Source organism: Bradyrhizobium sp. Kon37, assembly GCF_055807535.1.
Genome location: NZ_JBVVOY010000007.1, coordinates 154,642 through 171,794, shown reverse-complemented (window position 1 = coordinate 171,794; position 17,153 = coordinate 154,642). Strand labels below are relative to the sequence as shown.

General features: G+C 64.6%; 22 protein-coding genes. 7 read left to right on the top strand and 15 right to left on the bottom strand.

Annotated elements, in window-relative coordinates:
• Window positions 1-8: 8 nt before the first annotated feature.
• From AC0L3J_RS17055 to AC0L3J_RS17040, 4 genes are read right to left on the bottom strand one after another with little or no spacing between them, the layout of a single operon-like run.
• Window positions 9-1,172: an ABC transporter permease gene (locus tag AC0L3J_RS17055; RefSeq protein WP_473347789.1), complete on the bottom strand. Its 1,164-nt coding sequence runs from the start codon at window positions 1,170-1,172 to the stop codon at window positions 9-11.
• Window positions 1,169-2,101, bottom strand: coding sequence for an ABC transporter ATP-binding protein (locus tag AC0L3J_RS17050; RefSeq protein WP_473347788.1), 933 nt, complete (start codon window positions 2,099-2,101; stop codon window positions 1,169-1,171). The genes AC0L3J_RS17055 and AC0L3J_RS17050 overlap by 4 nt, the downstream gene beginning before the upstream one ends.
• Entirely contained in the window at window positions 2,098-3,015 is a 918-nt protein-coding gene (locus tag AC0L3J_RS17045; RefSeq protein WP_473347787.1) for an HlyD family secretion protein, read from the bottom strand. The genes AC0L3J_RS17050 and AC0L3J_RS17045 overlap by 4 nt, the downstream gene beginning before the upstream one ends.
• Window positions 3,012-3,707 carry a TetR/AcrR family transcriptional regulator gene (locus AC0L3J_RS17040; protein WP_473347785.1) on the bottom strand — a complete coding sequence of 232 codons (696 nt, stop codon included), beginning with the start codon at window positions 3,705-3,707 and terminating at the stop codon, window positions 3,012-3,014. The genes AC0L3J_RS17045 and AC0L3J_RS17040 overlap by 4 nt, the downstream gene beginning before the upstream one ends.
• Window positions 3,708-3,816: 109 nt before the next feature.
• Between AC0L3J_RS17040 and AC0L3J_RS17035 the strand changes: the two genes are divergently transcribed.
• Genes AC0L3J_RS17035 through AC0L3J_RS17025 form a run of 3 tightly spaced genes read left to right on the top strand, consistent with a single transcriptional unit; the run spans window position 3,817 to window position 5,038 of the window.
• Window positions 3,817-4,152: an ArsR/SmtB family transcription factor gene (locus tag AC0L3J_RS17035; RefSeq protein ID WP_007611986.1), complete on the top strand. Its 336-nt coding sequence runs from the start codon at window positions 3,817-3,819 to the stop codon at window positions 4,150-4,152.
• Window positions 4,149-4,613, top strand: coding sequence for an SRPBCC family protein (locus AC0L3J_RS17030; RefSeq protein WP_473347784.1), 465 nt, complete (start codon window positions 4,149-4,151; stop codon window positions 4,611-4,613). The genes AC0L3J_RS17035 and AC0L3J_RS17030 overlap by 4 nt, the downstream gene beginning before the upstream one ends.
• Window positions 4,614-4,624: 11 nt before the next feature.
• The gene (locus AC0L3J_RS17025) at window positions 4,625-5,038 is read left to right on the top strand and encodes a GFA family protein (RefSeq protein ID WP_473347782.1); all 414 of its coding nucleotides are present in this window, start codon (window positions 4,625-4,627) and stop codon (window positions 5,036-5,038) included.
• Window positions 5,039-5,081: 43 nt separating this feature from the next.
• On the opposite strand, the gene AC0L3J_RS17020 is transcribed toward AC0L3J_RS17025, so the two are convergent.
• Window positions 5,082-5,492, bottom strand: a complete 411-nt coding sequence (locus AC0L3J_RS17020) for a DUF2000 family protein (RefSeq protein ID WP_473347781.1) — start codon at window positions 5,490-5,492, stop codon at window positions 5,082-5,084.
• Window positions 5,493-5,555: 63 nt separating this feature from the next.
• Complete coding sequence (locus AC0L3J_RS17015) at window positions 5,556-5,945, bottom strand: DUF4189 domain-containing protein (protein WP_007611990.1); 390 nt, start codon at window positions 5,943-5,945, stop codon at window positions 5,556-5,558.
• Window positions 5,946-6,128: 183 nt separating this feature from the next.
• On the opposite strand from AC0L3J_RS17015, the gene AC0L3J_RS17010 reads away from it, so the two are divergent.
• A complete protein-coding gene (locus tag AC0L3J_RS17010) occupies window positions 6,129-6,614 on the top strand; it encodes an avidin/streptavidin family protein (protein WP_473347779.1) in 486 nt (161 codons plus the stop codon).
• A gap of 152 nt (window positions 6,615-6,766) precedes the next feature.
• Here the strand turns inward: AC0L3J_RS17010 and AC0L3J_RS17005 are convergent, their stop codons facing one another.
• From AC0L3J_RS17005 to AC0L3J_RS16970, 8 genes are all read right to left on the bottom strand, one after another.
• A complete protein-coding gene (locus tag AC0L3J_RS17005) occupies window positions 6,767-8,371 on the bottom strand; it encodes an NTP transferase domain-containing protein (protein ID WP_473347778.1) in 1,605 nt (534 codons plus the stop codon).
• Complete coding sequence (locus AC0L3J_RS17000) at window positions 8,368-9,069, bottom strand: XdhC family protein (RefSeq protein ID WP_473347777.1); 702 nt, start codon at window positions 9,067-9,069, stop codon at window positions 8,368-8,370. The genes AC0L3J_RS17005 and AC0L3J_RS17000 overlap by 4 nt, the downstream gene beginning before the upstream one ends.
• A 2-nt stretch (window positions 9,070-9,071) precedes the next feature.
• Complete coding sequence (locus AC0L3J_RS16995) at window positions 9,072-9,395, bottom strand: XdhC family protein (protein WP_007602422.1); 324 nt, start codon at window positions 9,393-9,395, stop codon at window positions 9,072-9,074.
• Between the two features lie 9 nt (window positions 9,396-9,404).
• Window positions 9,405-10,607, bottom strand: coding sequence for a vWA domain-containing protein (locus AC0L3J_RS16990; protein ID WP_473347775.1), 1,203 nt, complete (start codon window positions 10,605-10,607; stop codon window positions 9,405-9,407).
• A gap of 145 nt (window positions 10,608-10,752) precedes the next feature.
• The gene (locus AC0L3J_RS16985; protein ID WP_473347773.1) at window positions 10,753-11,691 is read right to left on the bottom strand and encodes an AAA family ATPase; all 939 of its coding nucleotides are present in this window, start codon (window positions 11,689-11,691) and stop codon (window positions 10,753-10,755) included.
• Window positions 11,692-11,753: 62 nt separating this feature from the next.
• A complete protein-coding gene (locus AC0L3J_RS16980; RefSeq protein WP_027567711.1) occupies window positions 11,754-12,560 on the bottom strand; it encodes an FAD binding domain-containing protein in 807 nt (268 codons plus the stop codon).
• A 33-nt stretch (window positions 12,561-12,593) separates the two neighbouring features.
• Window positions 12,594-13,079 carry a (2Fe-2S)-binding protein gene (locus AC0L3J_RS16975; RefSeq protein ID WP_007602418.1) on the bottom strand — a complete coding sequence of 162 codons (486 nt, stop codon included), beginning with the start codon at window positions 13,077-13,079 and terminating at the stop codon, window positions 12,594-12,596.
• 135 nt (window positions 13,080-13,214) lie between these two features.
• Window positions 13,215-13,661, bottom strand: a complete 447-nt coding sequence (locus tag AC0L3J_RS16970; RefSeq protein ID WP_018455582.1) for an SRPBCC family protein — start codon at window positions 13,659-13,661, stop codon at window positions 13,215-13,217.
• Window positions 13,662-13,845: 184 nt separating this feature from the next.
• On the opposite strand from AC0L3J_RS16970, the gene AC0L3J_RS16965 reads away from it, so the two are divergent.
• From AC0L3J_RS16965 to AC0L3J_RS16955, 3 genes are all read left to right on the top strand, one after another.
• Complete coding sequence (locus AC0L3J_RS16965) at window positions 13,846-15,201, top strand: 3-carboxy-cis,cis-muconate cycloisomerase (protein WP_473347772.1); 1,356 nt, start codon at window positions 13,846-13,848, stop codon at window positions 15,199-15,201.
• Between the two features lie 36 nt (window positions 15,202-15,237).
• Window positions 15,238-16,020 carry a 3-oxoadipate enol-lactonase gene (pcaD, locus tag AC0L3J_RS16960; protein WP_473347770.1) on the top strand — a complete coding sequence of 261 codons (783 nt, stop codon included), beginning with the start codon at window positions 15,238-15,240 and terminating at the stop codon, window positions 16,018-16,020.
• 107 nt (window positions 16,021-16,127) lie between these two features.
• On the top strand, window positions 16,128-16,520 hold the full coding sequence (locus tag AC0L3J_RS16955) for a carboxymuconolactone decarboxylase family protein (RefSeq protein WP_027567707.1): 393 nt from the start codon (window positions 16,128-16,130) through the stop codon (window positions 16,518-16,520).
• On the opposite strand, the gene AC0L3J_RS16950 is transcribed toward AC0L3J_RS16955, so the two are convergent.
• Window positions 16,482-17,018 (bottom strand): hypothetical protein, encoded by a 537-nt coding sequence (locus AC0L3J_RS16950; protein WP_473347768.1) that lies wholly within the window; start codon window positions 17,016-17,018, stop codon window positions 16,482-16,484. The genes AC0L3J_RS16955 and AC0L3J_RS16950 overlap by 39 nt on opposite strands.
• Between the last annotated feature and the right edge of the window lie 135 nt (window positions 17,019-17,153).

The window sequence follows — 17,153 nt, the reverse complement described above, 5'->3', positions numbered from 1 at the left end:
ATCTTGCCTCAATCCAGCGTGCGGCGGAAGCGCGTCACGGCGATGGTCATGGCGAGTAGCATCAGGACCGCCAGCGCCAACGCGTCGAAACGCAAATTTTGCATGCTCGCGCCCTTCAGCATGATGGCGCGGACGATGCGCAGATAATGCGTCAACGGCAGGCACTCGCCGACATATTGCGCCCAGGCCGGCATCCCGGCAAACGGGAACATGAAGCCGGACAGCAAGATGCTCGGCAGGAAGAACATCATCGACATCTGCATCGCCTGGAGCTGGTTCTGCACCAGCGTCGAGATCGTGTACCCGATCGCCAAATTGGTCGTGATGAACAGCGTCGAGAGCAGCGCCAGCAGGAACAGATTGCCGAGCACCGGCACGCCGAACAGGCCGACCCCGATGCCGATGATGAGAAACGCCTGCACGAACCCGACCAGCACGTAAGGGATGATCTTGCCGAACATCACCTCGACCGGCCTGATCGGCATCGACAGCAGGCTCTCCATCGTGCCGCGCTCGACCTCGCGCGTGACCGAGAGCGCGGTGAAGATCAGCATGGTCATGGTCAGGATGGTGCCGACGAGGCCCGGCACGATGTTGAGGCTCGACGCGGCGGCGGGGTTGTAGCGGGCGTGCGCGCGGATCTCGAACGGCATCTCCGGAGGATCTCCGATGTAGAGATCGTGCTTGAGCGCGGTCTGCACGACCATGCCGAGCGAGCCGATCGCCGCGCTCGCCGCCACTGGATCGGTGGCGTCGGCCGCGACCAGCAGCGCCGGCTTATCGCCGCGCCGCACTGCCCGCTCGAAGCCGCGCGGGATCTCGACGCCGAACAGAACCTTGCCGGATTTCAGGAGATTGTCGAAATCGTCGACGTCGTGCACTTCGTAGATAAAACGAAAATAGGCGGTGTTCTCCAGCGCCTTCAGGATCGAGCGGGCGAGATCGGAGTCCTCCTGGAGCAGCACCGCGCTCGGCAGATTGTGCGGCGTGGTGTTGATGGCATAGCCGAACAAGAGCAGCTGCATCACCGGCAGCATTACGATCATCGCAAACGACACCCGGTCGCGCCTGAGCTGGATGAACTCCTTGATCAGCATCGCATAGGAGCGCCTCCAGAAGCCGAAGCGCTCCCGGATCGCGTGCTGGGGCTCGGGACGATCGACGGCCGTCATTGGAAATTGTCCTTGGAACGGCCCATCAATTCGATGAACACGTCTTCCAGTGACGGCGATGATTGATGCCAGTGCAGCCCGCTTTTCTCGCGCCACGGCGCGATGCTGGCCTCGAGCGCGGCGACGCCGCGGCCGGAGACGTGCAGCGACGTGCCGAACGGCGCCACCATGTCAATTCCCGGCTTGCCGGTGAGCGCAGCGGTGAGCTCGTTCAGGTCCTCGCCCGTCACGGTGTAGGTCGTCAGCGCGGATTTCGCGATCACCTCGTCCACGGTGCCGTGCACGAGCAGATGGCCATAGGCGATGTAGGCGATCTCGTGACAGCGCTCGGCCTCGTCCATGTAGTGTGTCGAGACCAGCACGGTGAGACCGTCGGCCGCGAGTGCATGAATCTCGTTCCAGAAATCGCGCCGCGCCTTCGGGTCGACGCCGGCGGTCGGCTCGTCCAACAGCAGCAGTTTAGGACTGGGCAATGTGCAGGCACCTAGCGCCAACCGCTGCTTCCAGCCGCCGGAGAGCTCGCCCGCAAGCTGCTCCTCGCGGCCCGAGAGCCCCAGCCGCTTGATCATGTCGCGCGCGGCGCCGCGTGCATCGCGAAGGCCGTATAGGCGCGCGACGAATTCGAGGTTTTCGCGGACTGAGAGATCCTGATAGAGGCTGAAGCGCTGGGTCATGTAACCGACCTGGCGCTTGATCTTTTCGGCGTCCTTCAGGATGTCGTAGCCGAGGCAGGTGCCCTCACCGCTGTCGGGCGTGAGCAGGCCGCAGAGGATGCGGATGGTCGTCGTCTTGCCCGAGCCGTTGGGGCCGAGGAAGCCGTAGATCGACCCCCGCTTCACCTGCATCGACAAATCGTGCACGACCTCGCGGCCGCCGAACGATTTTGTCAGGCCCTTGACGTCGATCGCAATGCCATTGCCGCCGTTCATCGCTTGTCCGCCACGGGAGTTTTTGGATTGAGATGGACGTCGATGGGTTGTCCGACACGCAGCGCATCGGGGCGCGACGGCCGCGCCTGGATCAGGTAGACGAGCTTGTTGCGCTCCTCGAGGCTGTAGATGACAGGCGGGGTGTATTCGGCCGAAGTCGCGATGAAATAGATCTTTGCCGTAAGATCGGCGGCGCAATTGTCGCACGCGATCCGCACCGTGTCGCCGATCGCAAGCTTCGGCAGCTCGGTCTCCGGCACGAAGAAACGCAGCTTCATATTGCCGGGAGGCATGATCGAGAGCACGGGCCGCTGCGCTGCCACCATCTCGCCCTCGCGAAAATAGATCTGCTGGATGGTACCGGCCACGGGCGCAAAGCCCTTGCGCCGCGCCATCCGAGTCTCCGAGGTCGCGACCCGCGCCTCGGCGACGCGCAAGGCAGAGACGGCCGAGTCGAGATTGGCCTGCGTGCCCGAGCCGGTCTTGCTCAGCGAGGCCGCGCGGTCATAGGTCTGCTGCGCGTTGGCAAGCGTCGCCTTGTTCTGGTTGAGATCGGCAAGCTGGAGATCGTCGTCGACGGAATAGAGGTGATCGCCGACCTTGACCTCATCGCCCTCGCGGATGTTCAGCTTCGTCACGCGGCCCGCCTCGTCCGGGCTGACGAAGATCATGTCAGCCTCGACCCAGCCCTGGAAGCCGGGCTCGCGCTTGTCCTTGCAGCCAGCAAGACCGGTCGCAAGGACGACAACCGCGATCGCACAGAGGCGCGGCAGGCGGTTCTGTCGAACCCTCACCCTGAGGAGCCGCGAAGCGGCGTCTCGAAGGGCGAGGAGCCACAGCTGGGCCTGCATCCTTCGAGACGCGCGTTCCGCGCTCCTCAGGATGAGGTGAGAGATGGTTCGTGACGACCTCATGTCGTCCTCCGTTCGCCAAAAATCAAATCGAGATGAACGCGCAGCATGTCCTGCGCGTCGAGCGGCGCGTGCCGCGCAAACAGGCTCTGCCAGATCACCGCGATCATCGCGGGTGCGACCAGGATCTGCGGGTAATGCGCCAGGTTCTTCTGGCGGATCTCGCCGCGCGCAATGCCGAGCTCGATCAGGGCGCGCATGGCGGCCATCCCGCGCGAGACGACCTCGCGGTAGTAGAAGTCGGCCACGGACGGAAAGCGCGGTCCCTCGGCCACGATCAGGCGCACGAGATCACCGCGTCTGGTGCCGATCACCTCCTTGAGGAAGTTGCTGGCAAACGTCTCGACGAGATCACGCACCGAGCCCGCCGGCGGCGGCAATGCCGTCAACCGCGTCACAACAGGCACGATCACGGTCCGCACCAGCTCCTCGAACATCGATTCCTTGTCCTTGAAGTGCAGGTAGATGGTGCCCTTGGCGACACCCGCGCGCTTCGCGATGTCGTCGAGCCGCGTGGCGGCAAAGCCGCGGGCGATGAATTCCTCCATCGCGGCATCCACGATCGCCGCGCGCCGCTCCGCCGCGCGCGTGGCGCGGCTCGGCGCGGGCGCCGCGTCGTTGCCAGCGCTTGCAGAGGCCTTCGCGTTGGCGCGATCTGTGGACGGGGCGGCGGGTTTGGTCGGCTTCCTGGTCATCTTGACAAGATGACTGACCGGTCAGTCATAGTCAAGACAGGACTCCAGACCCAACCAAGCCAATAAATTAGTCTTGACTAATTCATTAGCGTACACTAATCTAATTCCCATGATTGAAGCCGCCCCAAATCCCGTCACCACAGTGATGCGCGCCCTCGCCGATCCGACACGCCGCGCCGTGTTCGAGCGCGTCTTCGAGAGCAAGGAGATCAGCGTCGCCGAGCTCACGCGCGGAAGTGGCGTGACGCAAGGCGCGATCTCGCAACATTTGAAGTCCCTCAAGCAGGCCGGCCTCGTCGCCGAGCGTGCCGAGGGCCGCAACGTCTATTACCGCGCCGCGCCGCAAGGACTCGAACCGTTGGTCTCCTGGATGGACCATTACGGCGTGTTCTGGCGCGAGCGCTTCCAGAACCTGCGTGACCTCTTGAAGGAGATCGATCCGTGAGTGCTCTTGAATTGAAAGCCGAGACAAAAGACATCGTCCTCGACGAGGTGCTCCCTCACGCGCCGGAGACGATCTGGAAGGCGCTGACCAGCGCCCAGCTCATCGCGCGCTGGCTGATGCCGCCGACCGGTTTCGAGGCCGTCGAAGGCAACACTTTCACCTACCAGACCACGCCGGGCGGCGCCTGGGATGGCGTCATCCATTGTCGCGTCCTTGAAGTCACGCCGAACCGGCGCCTCGTCTACGCCTGGAAGGGCGGCGATGAGCGCAACACCGGCTACGGCGCGCCGCTCGACACTGTCGTGACGTGGTCCCTCACCCCGGTCGAGGCCGGCACGCGGATCCGTCTGGTTCATGCGGGCTTCGTCATACCCAGGAACGAGTCGGCCTACACGGGCATGAGCGGCGGCTGGAAGAAGGTCGTCCGCCAGCTCGACGAGATCAGCGGCGAAGACAAGTAAGGAGTTATCGCATGACCAAGCCCTTTACCGGCGGCTGCGCCTGCGGCGCGATCCGCTATTCGATCGCCAGTGAGCCCCTGTTCAGCAATCACTGCCAATGCCGGGACTGCCAGCGCGAAAGCGGCAGCGGGCACGGCTCGTACATGACCTTCGCACGCGCCGGCGTCACGGTGACGGGCGAGGCGAAGCATTGGGACATGGTCGGCGACAGCGGCAACGTGAAGACGCGCGGTTTCTGCGCCCAGTGCGGCTTGCCCGTTTTCCTGACGTTCGCGGCCATGCCCGACATCTTCACCATCCGCGCCGCAAGCCTCGACGAACCCGCCCGCTACGAGCCGCAAGTGGTGACTTACGCTGCGCGCGGACATGCCTGGGATCGCCTCGACCCGGACCTGCCGAAGTTCGCGGGCATGCCGCCGGGGTAGGGCATCGCAAGTGGAAGCGCGCGCAAGACCGCGCGCGTTCACGTCAACTATGAAACTTCAGCCCATCAACGATCTTGTCGATCACCTTGCGCTCGGCGCGCATGGCAAGACCGACGAGGTTGAGATCGGGCCGCGCAACCGCCCTCACCGCTTCGCGATTGGCGGCATCATGCGTGGTCTTGAACATGTCCTCAGTGTAGACCGCCGGCTTGACGCTGCGCGTCAGGGCTCGATCGAGCGCGCGCGTCAATGCGGGACCGTCGGCGCCATAGATCAGGATCGGCTGGCCGATCAGCGGGTGATATCTCGTGCCTGACGCATCCTCATAGGGCTCGCCGATGCAGTCGGGAAACGCAGCCGCGATGCCGCTGGTCAGGAACGAGGCAACGTTGAGCTTCTGCCAGGGCTGAAGATCAGTGCGGATCACAACGGCGATTTTGGTGTCGAATTGCATTGAATTCCCCAACTGTCATTCCGGACTCGATGCTACGCACCATCGAAATGACCGCAAGAGGAATCAACCCTTAGCGTCGCAGGCCCAGGCGCGGATCACGCATTCCTTGCCGCCGTATTTGTAGCATTCGCGCGTCGCGGCATTGAGCGTGGCCGAGATCTTCGGCTTGACGGCATAGCCATAGGCGCCGCAGGGATTGGACAGATCGACCGACATCGCGGCGCAGGCGCGCTTCATCGTCACGGTCGTGCAATCGCCCTTGCACTGCTTCTGCGCCGCCGCACGCGCTTCGTGCTCGGCTCCATAATCAAAGGCCTGGCCATAGGCGCCGCACTTGCCGACCGCAAATGCGCCGGCGGCGTGCGCATCCGTGATATGGCGAGCGCCCGCGACGCAGACGGACAGCGCAAAGAAAAACATCGCGCAACGGCGCGCGACGACGTTCGAAGCCATGGAAAAACCCCTCCCCCCAAGGCAGGTGAAGGCGACTCTAAGCGTCGGTCGTTTCCACTTGGTGAACGCGTGATTGAAAAGCCGCGCCGGAATGGCGACATGAACTTACACTTTATAGTTGTGTTTTTCAATCGCGTTATTTAAGGTCGTGAAACTCAAAGCAGAGAGCCGGAGGAAGCGACCATGCGCCACATCAATGCAATGCTTTTCGGAATGCTCGCGTCGGCCTGTCTCATCGGACCTTCGCAGGCGCAGACGGTGAGCTGGACCTGGACCAACCAGTACGGCTCGACCCTCGCCATCACCAACTTCAACACGACTACAGGCGCCATCACGGGGACCTACACCAACAACGCGGCGAACAGCTGCGACGAGGGCAAGCCGCAAGGCGTGACGGGTTGGCTTGCCTACGGCAACACAGGCACGGCAATCAGCTTTTCGGTGAATTTCCTCGGCTGTGGATCGACCACCGTGTGGACCGGACAATTGAACAATTCAACGGGATTCCAGGGATTGTGGTATCTGTCTCTCGGGGAAACCGTCGCGTGGAACGGCATCAGCGCGGGCGCCGACACGTTTACGTTCAACAGCGGCGACAAGACCCTGTTGACGAAGAGCGGTGTCGAGCTGAAGGCCGGGGTCGAGAAGCTATCGAACACCAAGAAGTAGGCGAGCCGCGGACATCGGCCTCTCGGGTGGGCAAAGCGACTTGTCCACCGTAGCTCGAAGGGCGAAGGCGGAAGCGTGCCCACCAAACGCGATCACCTCGTAGCAAGGTGGTGGGCACAGCGCCGTGCGCCTTTGCCCACCCTGCCGCAGCCTCACCCGCGTCTTGCCGCTTCCAACGCCTGCGGCGTGTCGATGTCGAGGAAGGCACTCTCGCCGTCGACCGGCACTTCGGCGACCGCCTCGGTGTGCTTCGCGATCAGGTGACGCGCGCCGACATCGCCGTCGAGCGTCATCAACTCCGCGAAGAATCGGCGCGACCACAGCACGGGATTGCCGCGGCGGCCTTCGCTGACGGGCACGACGATGAGATTGCCGCGGTCCGGTGCGAACGCGTCGATGAGACGGTCGATCAGACCGGCGTCGATCAGCGGCATGTCGCCGAGGCAGACCACAGCGCCGTCGGACGTCTCGGGCACGGCCGCGATGCCGGCCTTGACCGAGCTTGCGATGCCGCCGGCAAAATCCGGATTTTTGACGAAACGCACCTTCAGGCCTTGCAAGGCTTGCTCGATCAGCTCGGTCTGATGGCCGGTGACGACGATGACCTCCGATGCTTTCGAGGCCAGCGCCTGCTCGGTCGCAATCCGCACCAGCTTCTTGCCGTCGAGCTCGGCCAGTAGCTTGTTCGGTCCGCCCATCCGGGTCGAGCGGCCTGCTGCGAGCACGATGACCGCGACCTGGTTGTTGCCTTCGATCTCCGGTTTTGCACGCGGCTGCGGACGCGTGACGATCTCCATCAGGAGGCCGCCGACACCCATGCCCATCAGCTCGGACCGCGTCACCTTGATGCCGGCCAGCAGCCGCATCAGCACCCAGTCGAACCCGTTCTCGACCGGCGAGCGCGCGCAGCCGGGCGCGCCCAGCACCGGCACGGTGCCGGCCCGGGCAATCAGCAGCAGATTGCCGGGATCGACCGGCATGCCGAAATGCTCGATCTCGCCGCCGATTCCGGTCACGGCCGCAGGGATCACGTCGCGGCGATCGGCGATCGCCGATGCCCCGAACACGATCACGAGCTCGGCGCCAAGTCCCAGCAATTCCTTGATCGCAGCCGCCAGCGCCTGCTCCTCATGGGCGACCCGCCGCTCGGCGATGATGCCGGCGCCGGCTGGCGCCAGCCGCTCGGCGGTGACGCGCAACGTCTTGTCGATCACCTTGGAGGACAGGCCGGGCAACAGCGTCGAGACCACGCCGACACGCTTGACGACGTAAGGCGCGATCTTCAGCACGTCGCGACCCGCGGCCTTCACCGCGGCATCACGCAAGTTTCCTTCGACGCCGAACGGGATGATCTTGACGGTGCCGACCATCTCGCCCTCGACCACCGGCTTGAAGGCCGAGAGCGTGGCAAAAGTAATGGCCTCGTCGATATTGTTGATGCGGTCCACCGCGGCGCGATCGATCACCAGCACGCCCGGGCGCGCGGCGAACAGATTGGCGCGACCGGTAAAGGCACGCTCGACATGAATGCCATCGCCACCGACGGCGAGCGCGATGCTGGCGGCAGCGATGTCCTCGGAGACATCGCCCGCCTCCATCCGCACCACCACGACGTCCTTGATGCCGGCGCGCTCCAGCGCCTCGACCTCGGTGGGCCCGATCGTCGTGCCCTTCTTCAGCACCAGCGGTCCCTGACGCAGGGTGTGGACGGTCACCCCGCCGATCGCATCCCTGGGGCTGGCCGGGCCGAATTTCATGCGGCTTCTTCTTTTTCTTTGGGCGGCAGGCGAAGCACCGCCGTGATCTCGGCCATGATCGACACCGCGATCTCGGACGGCGAGACCGCACCGATCGCAAGCCCGATCGGCGCGTGGATGCGCGCGATGTCAGCCTCCTTGGCGCCCTGCGCCCGCAGCCGGTCGCCGCGCTTGGCGTGCGTCTTCCGCGAGCCGAGTGCGCCGATATAGAAGCAGTTGCGCTCGAAAGCGTGCAGCAGCGCGGGATCATCGATCTTGGGATCGTGCGTCACCGCGACGAAAGCGGTGTAGGCATCGACGTTGAGCGGCGGCAGCGCCGTGTCGGGCCATTCCGCGACCAAGGGAACGTCGGGGAAGCGCTCCGGGCTCGCAAAGGCCGTGCGCGGATCGACCACGGTGACGTCGTAGCCGAGCGAGCGCGCCAGCGGTGCCAGCGCCTGGCTGATATGGACGGCGCCGACGATGACGAGCTTGGCGGTCGGCGCATGGACGTTGAGGAACAGCTTCTTGCCGCCGGCCTCGACGCTGGCGCTCTTGCCCATGCGAAGCTGCTTGTCCAGCTCGGCGCGCAAAGGATCCTTGGCAAAATCCTTGGCCTTCACCAGGCGCTGCTCGCCGCTGTCGGTGTCGGTCACCAGAATCACCGGGCGGCGTGCGGCGCGCTCAGCATTGAGTTCGTGCAGGATTGCGAGCTTCACGGCTAGCCGACCTTCTCGACGAAGACGCGGATGGTACCGCCGCAGGACAGCCCGACATTCCAGGCAGTCTCGTCGGCAACGCCAAACTCCAGCATCCTGGGCTTGCCGCTCTGGATCACGTCCATGGCCTCGGTGACAACGGCGCCCTCGACGCAGCCGCCGGAGACGGACCCCAGGAACGTGCCCTCGTCGTTGATGACGAGGCTCGAGCCTGCCGGACGCGGTGCCGAGCCCCAGGTCTCCACCACCGTGGCGAGCGCGACGCCCCGGCCGGCCTTCTGCCAGTCCTCCGCCGCCTTCAGAATATCCTCGTCGCGATCGAGCATGGCTACCTCTCAGGCTGCGGAGCGGATCAAGCTGCGGTGATGCGGCGGCAGCGGCCGGGAGAGCGTGGTGATCAGCTCCTGGATCGAGCTCAAATTATGTACGGGGCGGAATTCGTCAACGTGCGGCAGCATCATTTTGATACCCTGGGCCTTGGCCTCGAAGCCGCCAAACCGCAGCAGCGGGTTGAGCCAGATCAGCCGCCGGCAGGAACGGTGCAGCCGGTCCATCTCGAAGGCGAGCTTGGAATCGGCTTCCCGCTCCAGCCCGTCGGAGATCAGCAGCACGATGGCGCCCTGGCTCAGCACGCGCCGCGCCCACAATTTGTTGAAATTGTGCAGGGAGGCCGAGATCCGCGTGCCACCGGCCCAGTCCTCCACCGAGGCCGAGCAGCTCGCCAGCGCCTCGTCGGGATCGCGCTGGCGCAGCGCCCGGGTCACGTTGGTGAGGCGGGTGCCGAACAGGAACACCGAGACACGTTTTCGCGCGTCCCCTATGGCATGCAGGAAATGCAGGAACAGGCAGGTGTACTCGCTCATCGAACCCGAGATGTCGAGCAGCGCGACGATCGGCGCCGGTTTCTCGATCCGCCCGAGGCGATGGATGTCGATGATGTCGCCGCCGGTGCGCAAGGACGCGCGTAAGGTACGGCGCAAATCGAGACGAAGCCCGCGCGCATCGGGCCGGTGCCGGCGCGTCAGAAGCTCGGCCTGCGGCAATCGCATCCGCTCGACGGCGCGAAGCGCTTCGGTGATCTCGGCCGCGCTCATCTGCGCAAAATCCTTCTTCTGAAGGATTTCCTTGTCGGAGACCGACAGGCGCAAATCCTGCTCCTGGTGCTGCGGCGTCTCCGTCATGCGCGGCTGCGACATCGCCTCCTGGACGCGGCGGGAGCCGGCCTGCGGCTTCTTCTTGGCCTGCTCCGGCAACGGTACCGAATCCAGCATGTGCTTCCACTCTTCCGATGCACGGAAGAACAGGTTGAAGGCCTGCTTGAAGATCAGCGCATGCTCGTGGCGCTTGACGAAGATCGCCTCCAGGGTGGTGAAGACGTCGGCGCGTTTGCCGATGTCGATCACCTCAAGCGCGCTTATGGCATCGATGACCGCACCCGGCCCGACCGGCATGCCCGTCGAACGCAGCGCACGGGCGAAGCCGACGATGTTATCGGCGAATTGCTCGGTTTGCTCAGGCGCAAGGTGGTTGATGGCCATGCTTCATCACTCTCAGCCGTCATTCCGGGGCGCGCCTCTTGGCGCGAGCCCGGAATCCATTCATCTACTCACTCTGCGCACCAATGGATTCCGGGTTCGCGCTACGCGGGCCCGGAATGACGAGCTCAGTTATGACGCGCCCGCGTCAATTCTCGCTCGTCGCGTCCTTCAGTACCTTCTGCAAGGTGTCGCCCTGCATCCGCGTGATGTCGTCCTGGTATTTGAGCAGCGCGCCCAGCGTGTCGCCGACAACTTGCGGGGTCAGCGAGCGGGCGTCGAGCTCCGACAGCGCGGTGGCCCAGTCGATGGTCTCGGCGACGCCCGGCGACTTGTAGAAATCCTGATTGCGCAGCGCCTGGACGAAACGCACGACTTGCTGCGACAATTTTGCGGAGATGCCGGGCACGCGCGACTTGACGATCGCGAGCTCGCGATCGGCGTCGGGATAATCGACCCAGTGATAGAGACAGCGCCGCTTCAGCGCGTCGTGGATCTCGCGGGTGCGGTTGGAGGTGATGATGACGATCGGCGGGCTCGGCGCCTTCACGGTGCCGAATTCGGGGATCGTCACCTGGAAGTCGCTGAGGATTTCGAGCAGATACGCCTCGAACGCCTCGTCGGCGCGGTCAAGCTCGTCGATCAGAAGGACCGGCGGTCCGGCGACGTCAGGCTCAAGCGCCTGGAGCAGCGGTCGCTTGATCATGTAGCGATCGGCGAAGATGTCGGACGACAATTGATCGCGATCGGTCTCGCCGGCGGCTTCCGCCATCCGGATCGCGATCATCTGCGCGGCGCTATTCCACTCGTAGACCGCCGAGGAGACGTCGAGGCCTTCGTAACACTGCAGGCGGATCAGCTTCCGCCCCAGGGCCGCCGACAGCACTTTTGCGATCTCGGTCTTGCCGACGCCGGCCTCGCCTTCCAGAAACAGCGGCCGGCCCATGCGCAGCGACAGATAGGTCACCGTGGCCAGCGATCGCTCGGCGAGATAGCCGCGCGACGTCAGGAGTTCGAGCATCGAATCGACCGATGCCGGCAATACAACTGAAGTATTGGCACCGGGCGTATTGGCCGCTGAGGTCATGAAAAAGCCAGTCTCGCTACGCCCTCACCGGGGACAAGTTTGGGCCGAGGCGTGAGGATCGCTCACTCCTTGGCGTTGGCGGCGTCGAGGGCACGCCGCGTCAGCACGCCGATGAGGTGCGCGCGGTATTCGGCGCTGCCATGGATATCGCTGTTGAGGCCGTCCGCCGGCACCTCGATGCCGTCAAGCGCTTTCGCGGCGAAGCGCTTCTTCAGGGCTTCCTCGAACGCGGTGACGCGGAATACGCCTTCGGAGCCGGCGCCGGTGACCGCCACCCGCACGTCGGAAGGACGCCGCGCCACGAACACACCGACCAGCGCGTAACGCGAGGCCTGGTTGCGGAATTTGATATAGGCCGCCTTCTTCGGCAGCGGGAACATCACCTTGGTGATGATCTCGTCGGCTTCGAGCGCCGTCGTGAACAGGCCCTGGAAAAACTCTTCCGCCTTGAGGCGACGCTTGTTGGTGACGATGGTGGCGCCGAGCGCGAGCACCGCAGCCGGGTAGTCCGCGGTCGGGTCGTTGTTGGCGAGCGAGCCGCCGATCGTGCCCTTGTGACGCACGGCGGGATCGCCGATCTGGCTGGCAAGGTTCGCGAGCGCCGGGATCGCCTCGCCGACGATGGCCGAGCTTGCGACCTCGGCATGCCTGGCGGTGGCACCGATCACGAGCGCGCGACCCTTCATCTCGATGGTGTTGAGCCCATCGATATGGGAGAGGTCGACCAGATGCGGCGGGCTGGCGAGGCGCTGCTTCATGACGGGAATCAACGTGTGGCCGCCGGCGATCACCTTGGCGTCTTCGTTCTTGACCAGGATGTTGGCGGCCTGCCGAACGGTCCCGGGGCGATGGTATTTGAAGTCGTACATCTGAATGTCCTGATCGCAGAGTGCGCGCGAGGTTTACGCGAGATCGGATTTCGCCATCGCCTTGGCGCCGGCGGAGATCGAGGTGACGATGTTCTGGTAGCCGGTGCAGCGGCAGAGATTGCCTTCCAGCTCCTCGCGAATGGTGTGGTCGTCAAGCTCGTTGCCCTTGCGATGGACGATGTCGATCGCGGTCATGATCATGCCGGGCGTGCAGAAGCCGCACTGCAGGCCATGGTGTTCGCGGAAGGCCTCCTGCATCGGATGCAGCGGCGCGCCGTCGGCGGCCAACCCCTCGATCGTCTTGACCTCGTGGCCATCGGCCATCACGGCGAGCGTGGTGCAGGACTTCACGGCCTTGCCGTCCAGATGCACGACGCAGGCGCCGCATTGCGAGGTGTCGCAGCCGACATGGGTGCCGGTGAGCCGCAGATTCTCGCGCAGGAACTGCACCAGCAGGGTGCGGGGATCGACATTGGCCGTAACAGGATTGCCGTTCACGATGAGGGAGATTTTTGCCATAAGCACTCTCTATCAGCGCCCCGACGGGTCCCGTCGAAGCGGTTCTTATAATTATTCCAACCCATCATATGGGCCATTATGCCCCGGGGCAACATCACCGGGAATGCAAGGCGCTATGCCGAAAGGCGATAGCGTTCAGCCCTGTACCGCCTTGGCGAAGTTCGCGAAAAATTCGTCGGCCAGTTTCTTGGCGGCGCCGTTGATCAGGCGCTGGCCGAGCTGCGCCAACTTGCCGCCGATCTGTGCCTCGACCTCGTAGGACAAAAGCGTGCCGCCGTCCTTCTCCGCAAGCTTGACCACGGCGCCACCCTTGGCGAAGCCGGCCACCCCGCCCTCGCCTTCGCCGGAGATCTTGTAGCCGTTCGGCGGGTCGAGATCGGACAGCGTGACCTTGCCCTTGAAGCGCGCCGACACCGGACCGACCTTCATTTTCGCCGTCGCACGAAAGCCGCCATCGTCGGTCTTCTCCAGCTCCTCGCAGCCGGGGATGCAGGCCTTCAGCACCTCGGCATCGTTGAGCTTGGCCCACACGGCCTCGCGCGGCGCCGCAAGCTGGACTTCGCCGTTCATCGTCATGGCCATTGGGTGCCTCCCGGGATACCGAACTTGGATCGCGCAACTATTAAGGCAGCTCAAGTACCGCACGGAGGCGGCAAAAGAAAGGGTGGCCTCGGTCACGGGCAATGCATATTCGCAACTGCAAAAAGCTTGCGCCGGTGGTTTGGGATTGGCACAGGCGGCCCATGGTGGTTAGGTCCCGCACAATATGAGCACATCCCTCTCCCCCCTGCTCGCGCCGATGCTATCGAGCGTGGCCATGCGCGCGGTCTGCGACGACCGGTCGACCCTCCAGAACATGCTCGATTTCGAGGCAGCCCTGGCCCGAGCCGAGGCGGCCACCGGTGTGATTCCCGCGTCCGCGGTGGGCCCGATCGAAGCCGCGTGCAAGGCCGATACCTTTGACATGGCTGCGCTGGCCGAGGCCGCGACGCGATCCGGCAATCTCGCTATCCCCCTGGTCAAGACGCTGACCGCCAATGTCGGCAGGGCCGACGCAGAGGCCGCCCGCTACGTGCATTGGGGCGCGACGAGCCAGGACGTCATCGACACCGCGACCATGCTCACGCTTCGCGCCGGCATCGATGCGTTGGACGCCGATCTCAGCCGCGCCATCAAGGGCTTTGCTGCACTGGCACGAGCCCACCGCAACACGGCAATGGTGGCGCGGACCTGGCTCCAGCACGCGCTGCCGATGCCGTTCGGCCTGAAGGCCGCCGAATATGCCGCAAGCCTTGCCCGCGCCCGCTGCCGCCTGAGGCGGCTCTCCCGCGAGGGCCTCGCACTGCAATTCGGCGGCGCGGCCGGCACGCTTGCAGCCCTTGGCGATAAGGGGCTCGTGGTTTCCGAACGGCTGGCGCGGGAGCTGAACCTGCCGCTGCCCGAAGCGCCCTGGCACACCCATCGCGACCGCATCGCGGAAGCCGCGTCGAGCTTTGCGATTCTCGCCGGCAGCTGCGGCAAGATCGCCCGCGACGTCTCGCTGCTGATGCAGACCGATGTCGGCGAAGCGTTCGAGCCTGCCGGCGAAGGCCGCGGCGGCTCCTCGACCATGCCGCACAAGCGCAACCCGGTCGCAGCCGCAAGTGCGCTGGGCTGTGCGACCATGGCGCCTCAGCTCGCAGCGACGATTTTCGCCGCACAGGTGCAGGACCACGAACGCAGCGCCGGTCCCTGGCACGCGGAATGGCCGACGCTGCCGCAATTGATGCTGGTCACCTCCGGCGCGCTTGCCGCCATCGTCGACATCGCCGAGGGTCTCGATGTCGATGCCGCGCGCATGCGCAGCAATCTCGATGCGACGCACGGGCTGATCATGGCGGAAGCGGTCACCTTTGCGTTGGCCGAGGCGATCGGCAAGAGCGATGCGCATCACCTCGTCGAGGCCGCGAGCAAGCGCGCGGTCGCCGAGAAGAAGCATCTGCGCGAGGTGCTCGCAGCCGATTCGCAGGTTACTGCGCATCTTTCGCCGGAAAAAATTACGGCGTTGTTCGAGCCGATGGCCTATCAAGGCGCTTCCCAAGCCCTGATCGACCGCCTGCTCGACAGCCTCGAACGCGAATAGAGCAGCCTTGAGCGGACATAAAACGGAGACGCCAGCATGCCCATGATCGATGCCGACGGTTGCCTGATCAACGTCTCCGTCGAGGGCCGCGACGGCGGGCCGACGCTGATGCTGTCGAACTCGCTCGGCTGCACGCTGCAGATGTGGGAGCCGCAGATGAAGGCGCTGACGCAGATATTCCGCGTCATCCGCTACGACCGCCGCGGCCACGGCAAGTCCAACGTTCCGCCCGGCCCCTATACGATGGAGCGCTTCGGCCGCGACGTGCTCGCGATCCTCGACGACCTCAATATCGAGAAAGTGCACTGGTGCGGCCTGTCGATGGGCGGCATGGTCGGGCAATGGCTGGGCGCGAACGCGCCGGAGCGCTTCGGCAAGCTCATCCTCGCCAACACCTCCTGCTACTATGCCGAGCCGACCAAATGGCTCGAGCGCATCGACGCCGTGAAGAAGGGCGGCATCGCCGCCGTCGCCGACGCCGTTATTGCCGGCTGGCTCACCCAGGATTTCCGCGAGCGCGCGCCCGACATCGCCGCCAGGATGAAGGCGATGCTGCTGGCCTCGCCGGTCGAAGGCTATCTCGCCTGCTGCGAGGCGCTGTCGACGCTCGACCAGCGCGCGCTGCTGCCGAAGATCAAGGGCCCGACGCTGGTGATCGCTGGCCGCCACGACGTGGCGACGCCGATTTCGGCGGGTGAATTGATCCGCTCAAGCATTCCCGGCGCGAGCATGACCATCATCGACGCCGCCCACATTTCCAATGTCGAGCAGCCGCACGCGTTCACGGACGCGGTCGTGGGCTTTTTGACGCAACGCTGATTTCATAACGCCGTCATTGCGAGCGCAGCGAAGCAATCCAGAATCCCTCCGCGGCCACACTCTGGATTGCTTCGCTACGCTCGCAATGACGGAGAGGAGGATAGAGAATGGACGATCAGAAACGCCGCGATGCCGGCATGAACGTGCGCCGAAAAGTGCTGGGCAATGCCTGGGTCGACAAGTCGATCGCGGGTCGCAATGCATTCAACACCGATTTCCAGGACATGATCACGCGCTACGCCTGGGGCGAGATCTGGACGCGGCCGCATTTCGACGAGCGCACGCGGCGGGTGCTGGTGATCGGCACCATGGTAGCGCTTGGCCAATGGGACGAATTCCGCCTGCATGTGCGCGCGGCCCTCGCCGAGGGCGGCTTCACGCCCGACGACATCAAGGAAATCTTGCTGCAGCAGGCGATTTATTGCGGCGTGCCGGCGGCGAACCACGCCGTCAAGGAAGCCTCAGCGATTGTGCAGGAGCTCGGCCTGCTCAAGACCTAGCGGCGGGGCGGCCTCAACGGTCCTCTGAACGATCTTGGGCGCCGCCTCGGGCCGTTCGATCACCACCACGATGGCGGCACCGAGCAGGAGCAGGAGCTCGGTGGCGTGCAGCCGCAGTGCGGCCATCTCGCCGACTTTCGAGGCCATGATCATGCTCGCAAACGAGATCAGGCTGCCGATCGCAAGCGCGATGCCGAGCGCTTCGTCGCTGCCGCCGTTCTTGCGGATGCGCGGGATGCAGAGCAGCGCAAGGTAGATCGCAAAGAACGCCACCACCGTCAGTCGGCCCAGTGCCAGCAGCCAGGCGGCGCGCACCGTATCCATCCCCGCCATCTGGAGATGGTCACTGAGGAAAAGCGCCACTGCGACGCTCGGCCGCTCATAGAGGCCGTGCACCGGCGCCACCATGATGTTGAAGGCAACGAGGGTCCAGGCCGGGATGAAATAGGCCGCCAGAAGTGCGCCGTTGACCGAACCGATCCGCCAGTTTCCGAACATGCCGCTTCCCGCTTCGTTTGGCCCGCGCCTTCGATGGAAGGCATTGCCGGGAGCTAACTCGCATCAGACTGTGGCGGCAATTTAAACCCTTTGTTTACCTTAACTGCCTCCCGACAGGCATCCAATTGGGCGCCG